At 34.2% G+C, this 18,503-nt stretch carries 23 protein-coding genes; 13 read left to right on the forward strand and 10 right to left on the reverse strand.

The window, feature by feature from the left end; translation table 11 throughout:
• Positions 1-52 precede the first annotated feature (52 nt).
• The 10 genes from GJV85_RS06270 to GJV85_RS06315 all read left to right on the forward strand — a co-directional run bounded on the left by GJV85_RS06270 (position 53) and on the right by GJV85_RS06315 (position 7,677).
• Entirely contained in the window at positions 53-877 is an 825-nt protein-coding gene (locus GJV85_RS06270) for a flagellar hook-basal body protein (RefSeq protein ID WP_207563007.1), read from the forward strand.
• Between the two features lie 17 nt (positions 878-894).
• Positions 895-1,683 (forward strand): flagellar basal-body rod protein FlgG, encoded by a 789-nt coding sequence (gene flgG / locus GJV85_RS06275; protein ID WP_207563008.1) that lies wholly within the window; start codon positions 895-897, stop codon positions 1,681-1,683.
• 154 nt (positions 1,684-1,837) lie between these two features.
• Positions 1,838-2,341, forward strand: a complete 504-nt coding sequence (locus GJV85_RS06280; RefSeq protein ID WP_207563009.1) for a 3-isopropylmalate dehydratase small subunit — start codon at positions 1,838-1,840, stop codon at positions 2,339-2,341.
• Positions 2,341-3,408: a 3-isopropylmalate dehydrogenase gene (gene leuB / locus GJV85_RS06285; RefSeq protein ID WP_207563010.1), complete on the forward strand. Its 1,068-nt coding sequence runs from the start codon at positions 2,341-2,343 to the stop codon at positions 3,406-3,408. The genes GJV85_RS06280 and leuB overlap by 1 nt, the downstream gene beginning before the upstream one ends.
• A 14-nt stretch (positions 3,409-3,422) precedes the next feature.
• Positions 3,423-3,671 carry a tetratricopeptide repeat protein gene (locus GJV85_RS06290; protein ID WP_207563011.1) on the forward strand — a complete coding sequence of 83 codons (249 nt, stop codon included), beginning with the start codon at positions 3,423-3,425 and terminating at the stop codon, positions 3,669-3,671.
• Positions 3,662-4,012 carry a CiaD-like domain-containing protein gene (locus GJV85_RS06295; protein ID WP_207563012.1) on the forward strand — a complete coding sequence of 117 codons (351 nt, stop codon included), beginning with the start codon at positions 3,662-3,664 and terminating at the stop codon, positions 4,010-4,012. The genes GJV85_RS06290 and GJV85_RS06295 overlap by 10 nt, the downstream gene beginning before the upstream one ends.
• Entirely contained in the window at positions 4,009-4,845 is an 837-nt protein-coding gene (purU, locus tag GJV85_RS06300; RefSeq protein ID WP_207563013.1) for a formyltetrahydrofolate deformylase, read from the forward strand. The genes GJV85_RS06295 and purU overlap by 4 nt, the downstream gene beginning before the upstream one ends.
• 27 nt (positions 4,846-4,872) lie before the next feature.
• Positions 4,873-5,343, forward strand: coding sequence for a tRNA (cytidine(34)-2'-O)-methyltransferase (locus GJV85_RS06305; protein WP_207563014.1), 471 nt, complete (start codon positions 4,873-4,875; stop codon positions 5,341-5,343).
• A gap of 360 nt (positions 5,344-5,703) precedes the next feature.
• The gene (locus GJV85_RS06310; protein WP_207563015.1) at positions 5,704-6,363 is read left to right on the forward strand and encodes a LexA family transcriptional regulator; all 660 of its coding nucleotides are present in this window, start codon (positions 5,704-5,706) and stop codon (positions 6,361-6,363) included.
• Positions 6,364-6,375: 12 nt separating this feature from the next.
• Positions 6,376-7,677, forward strand: a complete 1,302-nt coding sequence (locus GJV85_RS06315; protein WP_207563016.1) for an SH3 domain-containing C40 family peptidase — start codon at positions 6,376-6,378, stop codon at positions 7,675-7,677.
• Here the strand turns inward: GJV85_RS06315 and GJV85_RS06320 are convergent.
• From GJV85_RS06320 to GJV85_RS06340, 5 genes are all read right to left on the reverse strand, one after another.
• Positions 7,667-7,915, reverse strand: coding sequence for a hypothetical protein (locus GJV85_RS06320; protein WP_207563017.1), 249 nt, complete (start codon positions 7,913-7,915; stop codon positions 7,667-7,669). The two genes, GJV85_RS06315 and GJV85_RS06320, sit on opposite strands and share 11 nt — an antisense overlap.
• Positions 7,916-8,009: 94 nt before the next feature.
• Positions 8,010-9,209, reverse strand: a complete 1,200-nt coding sequence (locus GJV85_RS06325; protein WP_207563018.1) for a tetrahydrodipicolinate N-succinyltransferase N-terminal domain-containing protein — start codon at positions 9,207-9,209, stop codon at positions 8,010-8,012.
• 114 nt (positions 9,210-9,323) lie between these two features.
• The gene (locus GJV85_RS06330) at positions 9,324-9,515 is read right to left on the reverse strand and encodes a hypothetical protein (protein WP_207563019.1); all 192 of its coding nucleotides are present in this window, start codon (positions 9,513-9,515) and stop codon (positions 9,324-9,326) included.
• Between the two features lie 13 nt (positions 9,516-9,528).
• Positions 9,529-10,113 (reverse strand): DUF6166 domain-containing protein, encoded by a 585-nt coding sequence (locus GJV85_RS06335; protein WP_242689853.1) that lies wholly within the window; start codon positions 10,111-10,113, stop codon positions 9,529-9,531.
• Positions 10,114-10,316: 203 nt separating this feature from the next.
• Positions 10,317-11,048, reverse strand: coding sequence for a competence/damage-inducible protein A (locus GJV85_RS06340; RefSeq protein WP_207563021.1), 732 nt, complete (start codon positions 11,046-11,048; stop codon positions 10,317-10,319).
• Between the two features lie 61 nt (positions 11,049-11,109).
• On the opposite strand from GJV85_RS06340, the gene GJV85_RS06345 reads away from it, so the two are divergent.
• Positions 11,110-11,406, forward strand: coding sequence for a hypothetical protein (locus tag GJV85_RS06345; RefSeq protein WP_207563022.1), 297 nt, complete (start codon positions 11,110-11,112; stop codon positions 11,404-11,406).
• 30 nt (positions 11,407-11,436) lie between these two features.
• On the opposite strand, the gene GJV85_RS06350 is transcribed toward GJV85_RS06345, so the two are convergent.
• The 3 genes from GJV85_RS06350 to aspS all read right to left on the reverse strand — a co-directional run bounded on the left by GJV85_RS06350 (position 11,437) and on the right by aspS (position 14,338).
• Entirely contained in the window at positions 11,437-11,934 is a 498-nt protein-coding gene (locus GJV85_RS06350; RefSeq protein WP_207563023.1) for an Hsp20/alpha crystallin family protein, read from the reverse strand.
• Between the two features lie 77 nt (positions 11,935-12,011).
• Entirely contained in the window at positions 12,012-12,581 is a 570-nt protein-coding gene (locus GJV85_RS06355) for an adenylate kinase (RefSeq protein ID WP_207563024.1), read from the reverse strand.
• Between the two features lie 2 nt (positions 12,582-12,583).
• Positions 12,584-14,338 (reverse strand): aspartate--tRNA ligase, encoded by a 1,755-nt coding sequence (gene aspS, locus GJV85_RS06360; RefSeq protein ID WP_207563025.1) that lies wholly within the window; start codon positions 14,336-14,338, stop codon positions 12,584-12,586.
• Positions 14,339-14,423: 85 nt separating this feature from the next.
• Here aspS and GJV85_RS06365 point away from each other — a divergent pair, with 85 nt between their 5' ends.
• Together GJV85_RS06365 and adk are read left to right on the forward strand one after the other, a co-directional pair.
• Positions 14,424-15,278: an NAD(+)/NADH kinase gene (locus GJV85_RS06365; RefSeq protein ID WP_207563026.1), complete on the forward strand. Its 855-nt coding sequence runs from the start codon at positions 14,424-14,426 to the stop codon at positions 15,276-15,278.
• 58 nt (positions 15,279-15,336) lie between these two features.
• The gene (gene adk / locus GJV85_RS06370) at positions 15,337-15,984 is read left to right on the forward strand and encodes an adenylate kinase (RefSeq protein WP_207563027.1); all 648 of its coding nucleotides are present in this window, start codon (positions 15,337-15,339) and stop codon (positions 15,982-15,984) included.
• Positions 15,985-16,001: 17 nt separating this feature from the next.
• On the opposite strand, the gene GJV85_RS06375 is transcribed toward adk, so the two are convergent.
• Together GJV85_RS06375 and thiI are read right to left on the reverse strand one after the other, a co-directional pair.
• Complete coding sequence (locus tag GJV85_RS06375; RefSeq protein WP_207563028.1) at positions 16,002-16,952, reverse strand: hypothetical protein; 951 nt, start codon at positions 16,950-16,952, stop codon at positions 16,002-16,004.
• A 61-nt stretch (positions 16,953-17,013) separates the two neighbouring features.
• On the reverse strand, positions 17,014-18,477 hold the full coding sequence (thiI, locus tag GJV85_RS06380) for a tRNA uracil 4-sulfurtransferase ThiI (RefSeq protein WP_207563029.1): 1,464 nt from the start codon (positions 18,475-18,477) through the stop codon (positions 17,014-17,016).
• Positions 18,478-18,503 lie beyond the last annotated feature (26 nt).

Below are 18,503 nucleotides of genomic sequence, written 5' to 3' on the forward strand. Positions count from 1 at the left end.
TTGGAACACTCCTTGCTTTTTAACTTTTAATAATGCAACTCAAGGATGATAAATGCAAACAGGATACTATAGTTCTGCTGCTGGAATGGTTACGCAGTTTAACAGGCTAGACGCTATTTCTAATAATTTAGCAAATGTCAATACGGCAGGTTTCAAAGAGGATAATTTAATCGTTGGTGATTTCATGCGTATCTATAAAGAGGCTCGAGATAAACTACCAAATGAAAACAACACTCAAAGTGGAGCTGAATTCATCAATAGAACTATGACTAGAGCACCTCAAGTTTCAGATGAATATACAAATCACTCTGTAGGTCAACTACAAAAAACTTCAAATACTCTAGACTTCGCTCTTTCTCGTGAAGGACTCTTTTTTGCAGTAAAGACACCTCAGGGAGTAAGACTTACTCGAGATGGCTCTTTTAGTGTTAATGATGAAGGAAAACTTGTAACAAAGCAGGGTTATGAAGTTTTAGCTAGTGATTATGATAGTGGAGATGATGCTAGCATTGAATTTGCAACGCAAGATAGCACCATTGCTGTAGATAAAAATGGACAGATATCTACAAATGTTCCAGGAAGTGTACAGTTCACTCAAACTAAAAAGCTATTTATTGCACAACCTGAAGAGATGTCACTTTTAAAAAAAGAGGGCAACAACCTTTATGTAATGGAAGATATGAAGAGAATGACTCATATTGATACAAGTGGCGCAGTATCTCAAGGCTTTGTTGAAAAGAGTAATGTAAACGCAGTGAAGATGATGACACAAATGATAGAAACAAATCGTCTTGTTGGCATGTATCAAAAAGCTATGAGTACACAGATGGATGACATGAACAGAGACGCAATTGAAAAACTTGCAAAGAAAGCTTAACTAAAAGGATTTAAATTATGATGCAATCACTATATACTGCTTCAACGGGAATGTTGGGTATGCAGACGCAAATTGACACTACGGCAAATAATATTGCAAATGTTAATACTATAGGTTTTAAAAAGTCACGTGCAGAGTTTGCTGATCTTATGTATCAAGTAATGGAGTATGCAGGAACATCAACTAGTGATGTTACAAAAAGTCCTACAGGTATTGAAGTAGGACTAGGTGTTAGAGCCACTGCTATAAATAAAGTATTTTCAGAAGGCTCTTTAAAGCAGACTGATAATCAGCTTGATATTGCTGTAACAGGAAGAGGTTTTTTTAAACTAGAACTTCCAGATGGTACAGAAGTGTACTCAAGAAATGGTGCTTTTAAAGTAGATGAAAATGGTTCAATTGTTAATAGTGATGGCTACAAACTTGTTCCAGAAGTTGTAATTCCGCCTGACGCTACAAACCTTAACATTGGTACAGATGGAACGGTGACGGTAGTGCAGCCTGGTCAAACGCAAGCAACGCAAATAGGTCAAATAACTACAACAAACTTTATAAATCCGGCAGGTCTTCACTCTATGGGTGATAACCTTTATATAGAAACAGATAGTTCTGGCCAGCCAGTAGAAGGCACTCCTGGAGTAGATGGTTTAGGAGTTCTCAGACAAGGTTTTGTTGAGCTGAGTAATGTTGAACTTGTCGTAGAATTAACAGACCTTATTACAGGTCAACGCGCATATGACTCTAACTCAAAAGTTATCACAACAAGTGATGAAATGCTACAAACTACTAATAATCTTAAAAGATAGTAAGTCCCTAAAAACAGCTTGATACTTTTTAATATTAAGTCCTCTTTAGGGCTAATATTCTGCTTTAATATAACTCCAATTACATTTTAGATATAATCACGAAATTATTTAAACAAGGTAGCTTATTTTAGCACCTTAATATATAGGATTTATAATGGAAAACGCAAATATAAATGGTAAAGTATGGAAATTTGGTAAAGATGTTGATACAGATTTAATAATAGCGGCGCGCTATTTAAATACTTCGGTTCCATCAGAGCTTGCTAAGCATGTTATGGAAGATGCCGACCCTGAATTTGTAGGTAAAATGAGTGTTGGAGATATTATAGTTGCAGGTGATAATTTTGGTTGTGGAAGTTCTCGCGAACATGCACCAATAGCACTTAAAGCTGCTGGTATTGCCGCAATTATAGCGCCTACGTTTGCTAGAATATTTTACAGAAACTCATTTAATATGGGTCTTCCTATATTTGAACTTGAAGAGAGCACTGAAATAAATGAAGGTGATGAAGTAAGTGTTGATATGGACGCTGGAACAATTACAAACAAAACAACGAGTAAAACATATAACTTTGTTCCAATTCCTGCATTTATGCAAGAGTTAATTGATGCGGGTGGTTTAATGAACTTCGCAGCTAATGAAGTAAAAGGTAAATAATGAAAAACTATAAAATAACACTTATTAAAGGTGATGGAATTGGCCCAGAAATAATTGATGAAGCGGTAAAAGTTTTAGATGCAGTTTCATCTTGCTGTGGGTTTAATTTAACATACGATGAAGCTCTTATGGGTGGAATTGCTTACGATATAACTGGTGACCCACTTCCTCAAGAGACTATCACTAAATCACTTAACTCCGATGCAGTGCTTTTTGGAGCTATTGGTGGAGAAAAATGGGACGCGCTTCCTCGTGAGAAACGTCCGGAAAGTGGCCTTTTAAGATTTAGAAAAGAACTTGGCGTTTATGCTAACCTTCGTCCAGCTGTTGTATATGATGAATTAATTAATGCATCCTCTCTTAAACCAGAGATTATTAAAGGCGTAGATATCATGGTTGTTCGCGAATTGATTGGCGGTATTTATTTTGGTGAACCAAAAGGGCGTACTGCAGATAAGGGCTGGAACACTATGGTTTACACTCGCGAAGAGATAGTTCGCATTGCTCACCAGGCGTTTAGAATTGCTCAAAAAAGAGAAAAAAGAGTATGCTCGATTGATAAGGCAAACGTATTAGACGTATCTCAACTTTGGAGAGACGTAGTAACTGAAGTTTCTGCAGAGTATCCAGATGTTGAGTTAACGCATATGTATGTTGATAATGCGGCAATGCAACTTGTTTTAAACCCTAAACAATTTGACGTAATGCTTACTGGAAATATTTTTGGTGATATCCTAAGTGATGAAGCATCTATGTTATGTGGTTCTATCGGACTTTTACCATCTGCGTCAGTTGGTGAAAAAATCGGTGTTTATGAGCCTATTCATGGTAGTGCTCCAGATATTGCAGGTCAAGGTATTGCTAACCCTATTGCTACTATTGCATCTGCATCTATGATGCTAAGATATGCACTTGGAGAGATCGAAGCTGCTGATAAGATTGATTATGCAATTAAAAAAGTACTTAGTGAGGGTTACAGAACAGGTGATTTAGCTCAATTTGATGCTAAAGAAGTATGTTCAACTAGTGAAATAGGTTCGATTATCGCAAATTATATTCAAAGATAGGGCCAATACAGAGCATGCAGACTTTAACACTCGCAAATATATATGAACTTCAGGGGCTTAAAGAAGAGGCTCTGGAAATATATAAAGAGATTTTAAAAAAAGATCCTCATAATAGTGATGCTAAAATTGCTATTAGAAGATTGTCTGGAATGCGTAAAAAATTTTTAAAAGTAAATTCTCAGATGAAGGATTTCTTTTTGAAAATGGATACCGATGTAGAGTTTAACGAGTTTGAAAGGTGGTTATTAAAAGCATGGAACTAAAAGATGTAATACTCTCAACATTAGCTGAGATGGAAAATGACAGCTCAAGCATAGAAGAAACTCCAACTAAAGTTAAGCATGAACAAAGAACTTCTCAAATTGAGACTGAAGAGGTTATTCATGAAGAAGAGTCTTTAGAATTTAAAAAACATGATGTTGATAGTGAACTTATGTACCTTAACTCTATACGAGAGAGACTTCTTGTCCTTTTTGAAGGTTTTCAAGCACCAAACAATACAAACATTGAAGCTAAACTGGATATGACACTTAATTTTCTTGAATATACACTTGCAACTATAGACTTAAGGGTAGACAAGTTAGAAAAAGGGAGTATTTCATGAGTCAATTTAGAGTTTTAATAGACGCTAATGATGAAAAAGGCCTAGTTCATAAAGTTTCTACTGTTTTTTATAATCTTAATCTCAATATTTTGTCTAATAGTGAGTTTGTAGATAAAGAGAGCAACAAATTCTTTATGAGAAGCCTTGTTGATGGTGATGTAGATAAGAGGGCGTTGAGCAGTGCCATTAAAGAAGTCTTGCCTCTTGATACCACTGTAAAAGTTATAGAACCTAAAAAGAAAAATATAATTATTATGGCAACAAAAGAGTTACACGCCCTTGGTGATATTCTCATTAGACATGAAGCTGGCGAGCTTGAAGCGAATATATTGGCAGTTATATCAAACTATGATAAACTAGAATCACTTGTAAATAAGTTTGATATTCCCTATGTAACTGTATCTCATGAAGGAGTTGATCGCGAAACTCATGAGCAAAAAATTATTGATTCTATTAATAGCTATGGCGATTTTGACTATATAGTATTAGCTAAATATATGCGTATTTTAACACCGCAGTTTGTAGAGACTTATGAAGATAAAATTATTAATATTCATCACTCATTTTTACCTGCATTTATTGGTGCAAACCCTTATAAGCAAGCCTACGAGAGAGGTGTTAAAATAATTGGTGCAACTGCACACTTCGTAAATAATAATCTTGATGAAGGGCCAATTATCGCTCAAGAGGTTATTCATGTTGATCATGCATATAGCTGGAAGGACATGCAAAAATCTGGAAAAGATGTTGAAAAAGTTGTACTCTCTCGTGCATTAAAGCTAGCACTTGAAGATAGAATTTTTGTATATGAAAATAAAACAGTCATATTTTAATGAAATTAATTTTTAAGAGGTTTACAAATGGCGTTTAATTTAGTACTCGTACATCCACAAATACCAAATAATACAGGTGCCATAGGTAGACTATGCGTAAATGCGGGAGCGTCACTACATCTTATAAAACCAATTGGTTTTGATATTGATGAAAAAGCTGTACGTCGTGCAGGTTTAGATTATTGGGATAAACTTGATTTACATGTATGGGAAAATATTGATGAGTTTTTTGAAAAAAATGATATTACTGATAACGCCCATTTTGCAACTACAAAAACTGATAGACCATATTTTGAATCTAAATTTAAGGATAGTGATTTTATCTTTTTTGGAAGTGAAACAGCAGGAATACCTGAAGATGTACTTAATAAGTATAAATCACAAAATATTACTATACCTATGACAGCTAATGGTCGTAGTCTTAACTTGGCTATAAGTACTGGTATAATTCTTTATGATGCTATTAGGCAAACATACTCTTCATTTAACAAAGCATAAGAACTAAAAAATTGATTGATATTATCGTATTAGCTCTTTTTGTACTCTTTATGCTCTTTATCTTTGGCGGCTATCATAAAGACAAAGCTTTTAAAAGAGAACAAGACAGAGAAAAAGATAAGTGTAAAAATTAAAAAATTTTTTCAGCCCATGTCTCTAGGCGAGATTCAAACTTTTCAAATAAACTTTCAGCATTTTTTATAATTAGTGACATTTTTATTCCTTTTATTGCTTTTTGTATGGATATTATATGCAGTTTTATGACTAAATATAATTTATATGTCATAATGTCATTAATATTTTGACTTTTACTAAAAATAACTGTACAATTTGGCATATTTTAGAAAAAAGGGAGATAGAATGAATAGTTTTGTAAATATTGTTGAAGAGATAAAAAGCATAATCTCTAATGACTATAAACCAAAGAAAGTTTTTGATAAAGATGTGGCTGAAGTATTAGGTATTACTCAAATGAATTTTGCAACAATGAAAAAACGCAACAAGATACCCTTTAACGAACTTTTAGATTTTTGTGCAAAAAAAACAATCTCTATCAACTGGTTACTTTATGGACAGTCTCCAGAAAGTTTGATTGAAGCAACAAATAAATTTTACATGGTTAAGTATTTTAGTGATGTAAACGCAAGCGCAGGTGGTGGTGGCGACGCTGAATGTGAAGAGATCCAGGAACTTGAAATTCCTGAACAATTTGTATTTATGCTTGGTGGAGAGAGAGAACTCTCAAATATTGAAGCTATTAATGTCTCTGGTGATTCTATGGAGCCTACTTTTAGTTATAATGATATTGTATTTATAAACAGAAACAAGAGAGATTTAAATCGTGGTGGAATATTTACAATAAGAACAGAAGCAGGGCTTTTTATCAAGAGAGTACAGACTAGACTTGATGGCAATGTTGACGTTATCTCTGATAACTCTGTTTATTCAACTCAAACTCTTTCTCCAAATGAGATAGAAGTGATTGGTAGAGTTGTAAGTAGATTCGGTGATGTGGACTAATTAGGAGAACTATTGAGAAAACTATTTTTGATTTTTACTACTTTATTTACTCTTGTTGGTTGCTCATTAAAAGATGATGCAAAGCCAACAATTGCTGATTCTTTAGATATTATTGAAGTATCTCAAAATGTATCTCGATATACAAGTCTAATTGATGATAAAAATATATCAACATTAGAGCAATTTGAAAACAACTATTTTAGAGTTTGGAATATCAAAAAGATATCAACATCCCTAGAAGATGCGAGATGGGCATATACTATATATACTCCTTTGAATAGTTATGGAGAAAATCTTCAAACAATAAAGCAAGATTTTTTTGATATTATAGAAGATAACTCAAACTTTAGTGAGTATGCAACATATAATAAAAGAGCTGTGAGTTTAAAAGAACTAAACATAAGAACATTTCCAACAAATCGGCCACTTTTTTTAGATCCTGATATAGCAGGGGAGGGCTTTCCTTTTGACTACCTACAAAATAGTACTATCTCTGCAAATAAACCACTCTTTATTTCTCACTATTCTAAAGATAAAGAGTGGGCTTTTGTAGAGTGTAGTTTTACATTTGGATGGGTTGAAACACGAGATATAGCTCTTTTATCAAAAAAATATACAGATAGGTGGCAAAAAGCAAAACAAGTGTTTATAACAAAAGATGGGTATGCCATTAGGGATAAAAGAGACAATTTTCTTTTTAACTCTAAAATTGGCATGATGCTTCCTTTGATTAGTGAAGATGAAAATAGTTACAGTGTACTAGCTATATCCAACTATAAAGGGAGTGAAGCACTCTATAGAGAAGTAAATCTACCTAAATCAGTGGCACATGAAGATATCTTAGATTTTAATTCTCAAAATATCAATAATATAATTAGCCAACTATTAAAATCTAACTATGGATGGGGTGGGATGTATTCACAAAGAGATTGCTCTTCGACTATAAGAGATTTTTTTGCTCCCTTTGGTATTTGGTTACCTAGAAACTCTTCAAAGCAGGCTGAATTTGGAGAGATAATCTCTTTAGATGCAATGAATAATGAAGAAAAAATAAATATTATTAAAAAGCATGCCAAGCCATTTAGGACGCTACTTTATAAACAAGGGCATATAGTGCTTTATGTAGGTGAAGTCGATGGTGAAATTATTGTATTTCATAATACATGGGGCATAAAAACAAAAGAAAAACTTGAAGAGGGACGATTTATAATTGGTAGAACACTCTTTAGTACGCTCTTTTTAGGTAAAAAACATGCTAAACATGATCCTGACGCACTTATAATAGAGAAGCTAAAAAGTCTTTCTAAGCTTTAATATCTAAAAGAGTTCCCATCATCTGATCTTGTGTTTTAATCGCTGAAACATTAACTTCCGAACTGTTTTGTGAAACTATTTGATTTGTTATATTTTTACTCAAATTCATTGAGTTACCTGAAGCTTGTGCACTATCTTGCTTGGAAATACTACTATTCATATTAGCAGTGCTGTTAAGATTTGTATTTAAAAAAGATTGATTAGCCTGTAGGGAAGCTATATTGTTAGATATATTCATGAAGTTTCTCCTTCTTATTACTTTATTATATTCTTCAAAGAATAAAAAAGAGATTAGAACTTAGAAATAACTCTAAGTTCTAATGAGAAGTAGTTTAGTGTAAGTCCGCGTTTAGCTTTATTTCCCTAGTTGAACGAGAAGCAGTAATCTCTCCAGTCATTGAGTTTTGTCTAAAGTGTATCCCACTAAAGTTTGCCAACTGTCCAGCTTTGAATATTTCACCCTGCATTTTTGCATTTGTGTTAACTTCCATAATTTTTTTAAGTTCTTCTGGATATATACCAACTTTAGTACCCTCTAAGATAGCAAGGCCAGCATCAATAATACATGCATCACCTAGTGGTATACCACATGTTGAGTTAGCTCCAAGTAGAGTGTTTTTACCTATAGAGATAGGATTTCCATCTGTGCCACTAAGAACACCAAGAATAGAAGCTCCCCCACCAACATCACTACCTGCACCAACTATAGCAGATGACGAGATACGTCCCTCAACCATAACTGGACCAGTTGTTCCTGCATTAAAGTTGATATAAGAAGCGCCAGGCATTACAGTTGTCCCAGCAGCTAGTTGTGCACCAAAACGAACTTTTGACGTATCTAATATTCTTGTATTGTCAGCTGGGATTATATGCTGTAAAAATCTTGGAAATTTATCAACAAAATCAATATGAGGATATTCGCCAGATAGTTTTAATTCGATTTCAAACTCTCTAAGATAGTCTAATTCTATTGGCTGACCATTTGACCAAGCAACATTTGGAAGAGATCCAAATGCACCATTCAAATTAAGCTCTCTTAAGTGAACTTTAGCAGTTGAAAGAGCGTAAAGTTTAAGATAAGTTGCCTCAACGCTTTCACATGCTCCATCCTCAAATAGAAAAGTTACTTTAAACTCTCCATCAAAAGAACCATTATTGATAATTTGTGAGTATAAAGAGGATACAACTTGAATATTTTTGTGTGCGTCGCCATGAGCTTCATCTGAGTAAGGAGTAAAGGCGTTAAGACAGTTTCTTAAAAATTCTAGATTTATATCGCATACAACTTCATTTTTAGAAAAATCAACATTAATACCTTGTTCTGCAAGTGCTTTAATAAAAATAGCGGCACTACCAAAGTTCTCATCCCAGTTAATTATTGGATATGTTGCTTGGAGTGATTTATCTACATTTAATTGACCTAAGTCTACTCTACATATACCAAAGGCAAGAGGGTCTTTGTAATTAGGTGTTGAAGTTTTTATTTCGTCTATAAGTGCTTTAAAAGCATCAGTTGTTTCGATTATATTCATTGAATTCTCGCTTAATTTAATTTTATTAATGGAATTATACTGAAAAACAACTAATGAAAATTGATATATGCTATTAGTTCTAACTTTTAATAAGGTTATTAAAAAACTATAAAGTTAGTCGAAAAATTTACCTTGGTTTGAGTTGTCTAAAGGCTTGCGCTTTTCTTTTGCGAGCCACTCTTGAAGAAGAGACTCAATTACCTTACTTAGACTCATTTTATATCTATCTCTTGAGTATTTCATTGAGTCGTCCCATGTTTGTCTGTCTATAAGAAGGCTTCTTGTTACTTCATCTTTTGGCTTCAATTAAAATAACCTCTCATGATGCTTCAAGAAGATTTTTAAAACTTCTGTAACTATCAACAATTTTTTGATTTCTTACATTGAGTATATAAAATTCTATTGCTTTTTTACCAAGTCTAGGAATTTCATTTTTTACAGCCCAACTACTAACAGTTCCCTCTGGAACTTCAAGAATTTCAGCAAGGTTTTTTTGAGTAATATTTAATTCTTTACATACATCTTTTACAACATTACTTTTTTGTTTCTTTGGTTTCTTAACAGCTTTTTTTAGAGGCTCTAGTTTTTGCATTACTTGTTTTTCACAATTAGTATCAATCCATTTTAGTACCTCAGAGGCAGATAAAATCCAATCTCTGCTATTGAGATTTTTAACAATGTCTGCAGTGAACTTTTCTGCATATTTCTCTGCCAACTCTGGGTTTGAAACTTGAAAAAGAATCGAAAATGCAAGCTGAACTGAAGCTTTTCCACCATTTCCCCAGTCAAAGCCATGTTGCGACTTTGCAAATAGTTCGTACCTTGTCGGAAGTTCTAATTCACCATAGGTAACATATTTACTACCTAGGAGTGCTCGGTGTCCTTTAAAAACATGATTATTCATTGAAATTGCCATTTTTAATACTCTCTTATATTTTAAAAGTGTAATGATGCTTTTCGTGTATATCTAACTCACTCTTTGAATGATTAAGGTTTACTCTAAAAACAACATATATAAAACTAAAAAGCAATAAAAGTACCAATAACCAAACTAACATGAGTTTTTTCCTTGATTTATGATATTTTATAGATCGACAGATGTAAATATTAAATTAATTTATAGACAATCTTTTGATTTTCTAATAGTTCTATAAAAGTGTTAAAATATGCTTTTACTTCGCTCTCATTCTCTCCTTCTAAGGATAACTCTACATTAGGCTTAGAGTCTATAAAAATTGGCAATGAAGATAGACTAAGACTGCTTGGAACTTTTTGCATAAGTGGTATTAGCGTATTTTCACTTGTCTTTGCTAGAAGCGTATGTCGAAACTTTTTGACAGAGTCGGAAAAATACTTTTTAATTACATCTATGATCATGGGGTGAGCCATGGATGGAAATCCTGGAACAAAAAAATAACGACTACTTAAAGAGAAGCCTGACATATTGTTTATTGGATTAAACAGAAGATCAGCACTTGGTGGTAAGTCAGCCATATGTACTCTATAAGGATATGCTTCATCTTTAAATCTATCAAGTATGTCTTGAAGAAACTTTTCATGTGTTATTACATTGTTCCCTGTAAATACTTTTGAAGCTATTTCTCGGGTTAAATCGTCTGGTGTTGAACCAATACCTCCAAATGAGAACATAATGCCATCTTTATCATCTTTAACCATATTAAATATATTTGTTATAAGCTCTTCATTATCCTCTATAACAAATGATGCATACAATGTGTGGCCAAATTTTGTGAGTTCTTTTTTTAAGAACTCAAAATGTTTATCTTCTCGCCTACCGTTTAAAATCTCTGTTCCTATTATTACTGCATAAAAATTCATATAACCACTTTTTTTAAATATTATAGTATCATTTCAAAAATAAAACCATAAAGGTATAATAATGTCATATGCACAAGAGCTAGAAGAGTTAATCACAAAAACAGTAATTCCTGATATAGATGAGTCGTTAGACGCAATATTTGAAGAGATAGCTGATAATAAAGAAGCAACTGAAGACGCAAAAGAAGAGATTGAAGAACTTAGAGAGTTTAAAGCTGACCTTCAAGATGTTTTAGATGATATTCAAAGCGGTGATATAGACGAAGATGAGTGTAAAGAACTTATTGATGATATTAAAGAAGCACAAAAGAATGGAGAAGAAGCAGAAGAAGATTTTGGTTTTTCTGAAGAGGATTAAACCCTCTTCAGAGATAAACTAATAAGATTTTTATTTAATCTCTATAGTCTTTGATTTTGGCTTTTCTAGCTCTTTTTTATAAATCACTACGCTAAGGATTCCATTTTTATGTTTTGTGTCAACTCTGTTTTGATCTGCATTTTCTGGAAGTTGTAGGACTCTTTTAAACTTTCCATATGAAACCTCTTCTCGAATAAGTGAACCTGATTCCTCTTTTAGAGTAGAGTTTTTCTCACCCTCGAGCGTTAGTAAATTGTTTTGATCTATTGAAAGTTTAATCTCTTTTTTTTCAAATCCAGCAACATCAAACTCTAAAATATATTTATCATCTTTATCGTACATGTTGAGTTTAGGGCGTTGTGCGTTAAATCGAGGATTATTTTTGAAATGTGCATTTATCATGGAGTTTATATATTTATCTACTTTACTAAACTCATCATTAAAATCTTGGTTCATAGTCCAACTTGAAGCATTTAGACTAGCTCCTAGCATAGATATTAGTAAAATGGACTTGAGACTTTTATTCATACTTTTTTCCTTTGAATTAGTTCTTTATAAGAAAATTTTAGTGAACTTCAACAAATGGAGAGTAAATGCCTTTGAGCCTAAATATGTGAGTTTATAAAATTTTTCATCTCTAATACTATCTCTTCTATAGTACCTTCACCAGATATGACTTTTAAGATATTTTTTGCAGAATAAAAAGCCTGTATTTGGAGCAGGGGCTCAGTGTATACTCTCATACGATTATTAAAGACATCATTGTTATCATCAGCACCACGAGCACGACCTAAAACTCTATCTCTAGCAGTCTCTTCACTCACTTTAACTTCAATCACGCTAGTAAGTATTATATCTCTATCAGTTTTTAAAAAATCTTCTAAGGAGTCCATTTGCTCTATACTTCTTGGATATCCATCAAGTATAACTATATCAGTTGGAGCATTTTTAATGGCGTTAGTAATAGTTTCAATTGCTATTTTAATGGGGACGATAAGACCTTTTGAGATGTAGTTGTCTATCTCTTTTCCTAAATCGCTTCCTGAAGCCACTTCCGCTCGTAACATATCGCCTGTTGAGTAGTGAGATATACTCTCATTTTCTTGCGCAATTATCTCAGCATCAGTCGTTTTACCAGAGCCGGGAGCTCCAATAATTAAAAAAAGTTTTTTCAAGACTATTTACTCTTCTCGCGAAGACGGATATGAAGGTCGCGAAGTTGAGTATTATCTACTGGGCTAGGCGCTTTTGTGAGTACACAAGACGCTTTTTGTGTTTTAGGGAAAGCAATAACGTCACGGATACTTGCTTTTTTACTGATTAGCATCATAAGTCTGTCAAAACCAAGAGCAAACCCACCATGTGGAGGAGCACCAAATTTAAGAGCATCTAGTAAGAAGCCAAACTTCTCTTGCGCTTCTTCTTCTTCTATACCAAGAAGTTTAAATACCTCTTCTTGAACTTCTTCTTTGTGAATACGGATGGACCCTCCACCAAGCTCAGTACCATTAAGTACAATATCATAAGCGATAGACTCTATCTCTTCTACATCGTCTTTATCAGTATCTTTTGGCATAGTAAATGGATGGTGAAGTGCTTTAACACGACCATCTTCAACTTCAAACATAGGGAAGTCTACTACCCATACAAACTCAAAAGCATCTCTATCTAAGATATTCATTTTTTCATGTTCAGCTAAAAATATTCTTAGTCTACCCATATAGTCCCATACAGTTTTTTTGTCTCCAGCACCAAAGAACACAACATCGCCGACTTCCATTTCAAGTCTATCAACTAAAAGTGCAATGTCCTTTTCGCTAAAGAACTTGATAAGTGGACCTTTTAGTCCATCTTCTTTCATCTGGAAGTATCCAAGACCATGAGCACCAAACTTACGTACATAGTCTTCAAAAGTTTTCATTTCGCGTTTAGAAAAGATTAAATCTGCTCCAGGAACTTTAAGAGCTTTAATACGGTTTTTATGTGGTTGCTTTGCTATATTTGTAAAGATTTCATTATCACATCTCTCAAAAATATCAATAACGTCTACCATTTTAAGGTCATATCTTAGGTCTGGTTTATCCGAACCATACCATTCCATAGCATTGTTGTAAGTGATACGGTTAAATGGAGGTTTAACTTCAACTCCACAAGCGCTAAACATTGCCACAAGTAAGTCTTCCGCTACTTCAATAACGTCTTCTTGGTTACAAAAACTCATCTCGACGTCTATTTGAGTAAATTCTGGTTGACGATCAGCACGTAAATCTTCATCACGGAAACATTTCGCTATTTGGAAGTATCTATCAAATCCACCAACCATTAAAAGTTGTTTGAAAAGTTGTGGTGATTGAGGAAGTGCATAAAACTCGCCATCATGAACACGAGAGGGAACTAGATAATCTCTTGCTCCCTCTGGAGTTGATTTTGTAAGAATTGGCGTTTCAACTTCTAAGAAACCATTTGCATCAAGAATATTTCTCGCAGCAATAGCAGCTTTAGAACGTAGACGAAATACTTCATAAAGGTCAGGGTCGCGAAGTTCAAGGTAGCGATACTTAAGAGTTGTCTCTTCACCAACTTTTTTGTCACCTATTACAAATGGAAGTGCCGCTGATTTGTTTTCTATAATTAACTCAGTAACAACTATCTCAATTGAACCTGTTTTTAAACGCGGATTAGTAAGACCTTCACCACGTAAGCGAACAGTGCCTTTAGCTATAAGAACATACTCATCGCGTACGCTATTCGCAATCTTATGTGCTTCAGCACTATCTTCTGGGTCGCAAGTAAGCTGGATAAGACCAGTCTTGTCACGTAAATCTATGAATATAATTCCACCATGATCACGGTGATTATTTGCCCAACCTGTTAGAACAACATCTTGTCCTACATTCTCTTCGTTTAAATCTGTACAGTAATGAGTTCTCAAAATATAGAGTCCTAATATTAAATAATTTTCGCGATTATACCTAAATATAGTATAATTGACAAAACGATAAACTAAAAGAGTCCACTTGAAAGAAATAAATATTAGAAAAATCGGTGTTATTTTAAGACCCTCTACTCCCGAGCTTAAAGAGAGCTATTACAGGCTTGAGAAGGTATTTCAAAAGTATAATATAGAAGTTTTAATAGATAGTATTAGTGGTGGAATGATAGGAATTATGGGAATGGAGTTTGATATTTTATGTCAAAACTCTGATATTTTAGTGACCCTTGGTGGAGATGGAACACTTATCTCTACTGTAAGGCGTTCATTTAAATATGATATTCCAATCCTTGGTGTTTATGCTGGTAACTTAGGTTTTTTAGCAGATGTTCAACTTGATGAACTCGATGATTTTGTTGAGAAATTAAGTATAGGTAACTATAGAGTTGATGAGAGAGCCATACTTGAAGCTAGGTTTACTCAAAATGCTAATGAAATAAAGAGATACGCCTTTAATGACATAGTTATAACACGACACTCTGTTTCAAACATGATTCACGTTGAGACTCTTGTGGACTCAAAAGCTTTTAATACTTACCATGGCGATGGCGTTATAGTCTCAACACCAACTGGCTCAACGGCTTATAACCTCTCAGCGGGTGGACCAGTTCTTTTTCCTTTGACTAATGTTTTTGCACTTACTCCTATCTGTCCACACTCTCTAACGCAAAGGCCAGTTGTGCTACCAGGTGAGTTTTCTATAGAGATGAAAACGCCTATGGAAAAAGCTCTAGTCATCATAGATGGACAAGATAAACATGAGCTTGATGAGGGGCAGAGCATACATATAAAACTTGCAAGCTCTAAGGTAAGACTTATTCATAAAAATGAGTTTAACTATTTTGACGTACTTAAAGAGAAGTTAGGGTGGGGTGCATAAATAAATATACAAGGTAAATTCCTATATAATTCCATCAACAAAATACTTAGGACAAAATATGAGAATCATTCTTTTAGGAGCTCCTGGTGCTGGAAAAGGTACTCAGGCTCAATTTTTAACAAAAAAATTTAACATTCCTCAAATCTCTACAGGCGATATGCTAAGAGCGGCTATAAAAGCTGGGACAGAAATGGGAAAAATGGCAAAAGCCGCTATGGACGCAGGTCAGCTTGTAACTGATGAGATTATCATAGGTCTTGTAAAAGATAGAATTGCTGAAGACGATTGTAAAAATGGTTACCTATTAGATGGTTTCCCTCGTACTCTTCCTCAAGCTGACGCTGTTACAAATGCAGGTATACAAATTGATGCAGTAATAGAGATTGATGTTGCTGATGAAGTGATAGTGAAGCGTATGTCAGGTCGTCGTGCTCACCTTGCTAGTGGTAGAACTTATCATTTAGAGTATAACCCACCAAAAGTTGCGGGTAAAGATGATGAGACTGGCGAAGAGTTGGTACAACGTCCAGATGATAAAGAAGAGGTTGTTTTAGACCGTCTTAAAGTTTACCATGAACTTACTCAACCACTTATAGGTTATTATAAAGAACAAGCTTCTAAGGTATCTAGCTTGACTTACATTACAGTTGATGGCACTGCTGATATTAGCGATGTTGAAACTGCAATAACTTCTCAATTAGGATAAATCTACATAACGTAGATTTATTTTAATTCCTCTTTTTTAAACCCAACAAACTTATCTATATATACTGCAAAAGGTATCTGAATAATGTACGCAAACATTATTGGAAGTATCATTGAAACGCCAAACGTACCTGTAGAAAAGGTAGAGATAACTAGCGCTAGTGTAATATAGCGTGTAATAGTATGCCAAAAAGCAGCTTTTTCTTGTTTTGAATCAAGTTTGTAAACAAATTTCGCAACCAAGAAAATAGCAATATAAAAAACTACAATAGCAATGAAAGAAATATAAATAAGTTCACGTTCAAAGTCATAAAGTTCAAATAAAGCCTGAGAACTTTGAAGACCAAACAGATAAAATACGATCAAAAATATACTGATATTACTTATATAGCTACGCTTGTCTAGTATAAACTCTTTAAGAGGCTTTATAAATATAACAACTCTACTTACAACAAATGGGATAATAATTAATAATATGATTACCGCTCTAGCAAAATTACTTATATTTGGTCCATCGATATATGATTCATCAAAATAACTAGCTGTGTAAATACCAAATGTATGAAGCATAAGTAGAGACAATGAAATAAAAACTAGATTTATAAAGAGTATGATAAAACCCACAGAAGTATCTCCATCTGACTTGTTAATCCAGTGCATTACCATTCCACCTCCGCTAAGAACTGAGAGTAGGAAAATTCCTGCAGCAATACCAAAATTATCTGTTAATAGACCTATGGACAAGGCAATGGCAGGTATAATAGTATAGTTAACGATTATGCTTTTTAAAATAACACCTCTATGGGTATAGGCAAGCTTTATATCAGATAGTTGTACCTTGAATAGTGATGGCATAATAAGCGTAATACCTGCAAATAAGCATATTTTTTGACTAAATATAAAGCCGAAGTAATATTGCCCATACGTTAAGCCTAAAATTGCAGCCATTATAATGGAAAGTAGTTTCATTGGTTACCTTTTTTTATTTTTGTATAATCATTATACACACCAACTCTAAAGCAAGCGTAAATTAGAGTGGTCGATAAACTCTTACGTTTTTGCATTTATATTCATCTTGTAAATACTGAGCATGCAGTTGACTCATAATACCTTTTTCACAGTAGAGTAGATACTCTTTATCTTTTGGAAGTTTTGGAAACTCTGATTTGAGTCTATGAAAAGGTATCTTTAGTGTCTCGCAAGTGAGCTCTATGGACTCATCTTCCGCTCGAATATCTATGACTACATAATCTTTTTCACTTAAATCCTCTACAACTTCTACAGCGGCTAAGTTGGCTACGTCATCGACAATGTCATGTACATAGATACTCTTAGCATCTTCAACCGCTTTATCTAGTACGTCATAGTTAAACTTTTGCGCTATTTTTTCCATGCGTTTAAAAGAGCCGTGGGTTATGGGGTTTTGTGATATAACGCCACAGTACTCAGGCATAGCTTCTGCAAAAAGACGCGTGCCGATGTCGTTGGCGATAGACATAATCTCAGGCTTGTTCATAGTCGAGAGTGGGCGAAGTATAAGCATGTCGCTAGCTTTATCTATAAGTGCAAGGTTACGTAGTGTTTGACTGGAGACTTGCGCTACGCTCTCTCCTGTTAAAAGCGCGTCTATCTCCATCTCATTGGCAATCTTCTCAGACGCTTTGAGCATAAGTCGCTTAAGCGTTACTCCCATATAAGTAGGTGGCGTTGAGCGAAATATCTCTTCTAAAACATCATCAAAAGGAACGGATATAAATTTTACTTTATGAGAAGAACCAAATTTATTCCATAGATAAAGAGCGACTTGTTTTACACCTATTTCGTGGGCGTTTCCTCCAAGGTTGAAAAACACAAAGTGAGTCTTTATCCCGCGTTTCATTGTAAGATACGAAGCTACGGTTGAGTCAAATCCTCCAGACATTAAAGAGAGAATGTCTCCTTGTGTTCCTATGGGAAAACCACTTAGACCTTTGTAGTTTGTAGTGATGATGTTGAGTTGCTTCTCTAGAAGTTCTAAACGTACTGTAACTTCAGGGTTTCTAAGATCAACACTCTTGGCGTTTGAGTGTGCAAGAAGGTAGCCACCAACAGTCTGCTCTAACTCTATGGATCCAAACTCATGATTACCTGTGCGTTTAGCACGTACAACAAATGTTTTATCTCTCAAAGAGTCAATAACAAGTTCGCCAACCTTGACTTTTATCTTATCAAGAGTGTCCATATCATCAAACTGAAGAGCTTCAAGTATCTGCTCTATTCCTGACGTATCCAAAAGTCTCTGTCTTACTTCTGGAAGTACTTCTATTGGAGCTACGACTTCTATTTTGTCAGAAAACTTTTTTACTGTAATATTTGGATCAATTCGCTCTAAAATACCCATAAGGTTTGTGTAGAGTTGACCAACCATCTGCCGTTTAGCAGAGGAGCCTTTTATCATTATTTCTGGAAAAAGTTTTAGTATAAATTTTTGTGTTTTTGGGAGTATGTTTTGCACGCGCGTAGCCTTAGTCTTTTATAGGT

This window comes from Sulfurimonas aquatica (assembly GCF_017357825.1).
Classification (GTDB): Bacteria; Campylobacterota; Campylobacteria; order Campylobacterales; family Sulfurimonadaceae; genus Sulfurimonas; species Sulfurimonas aquatica.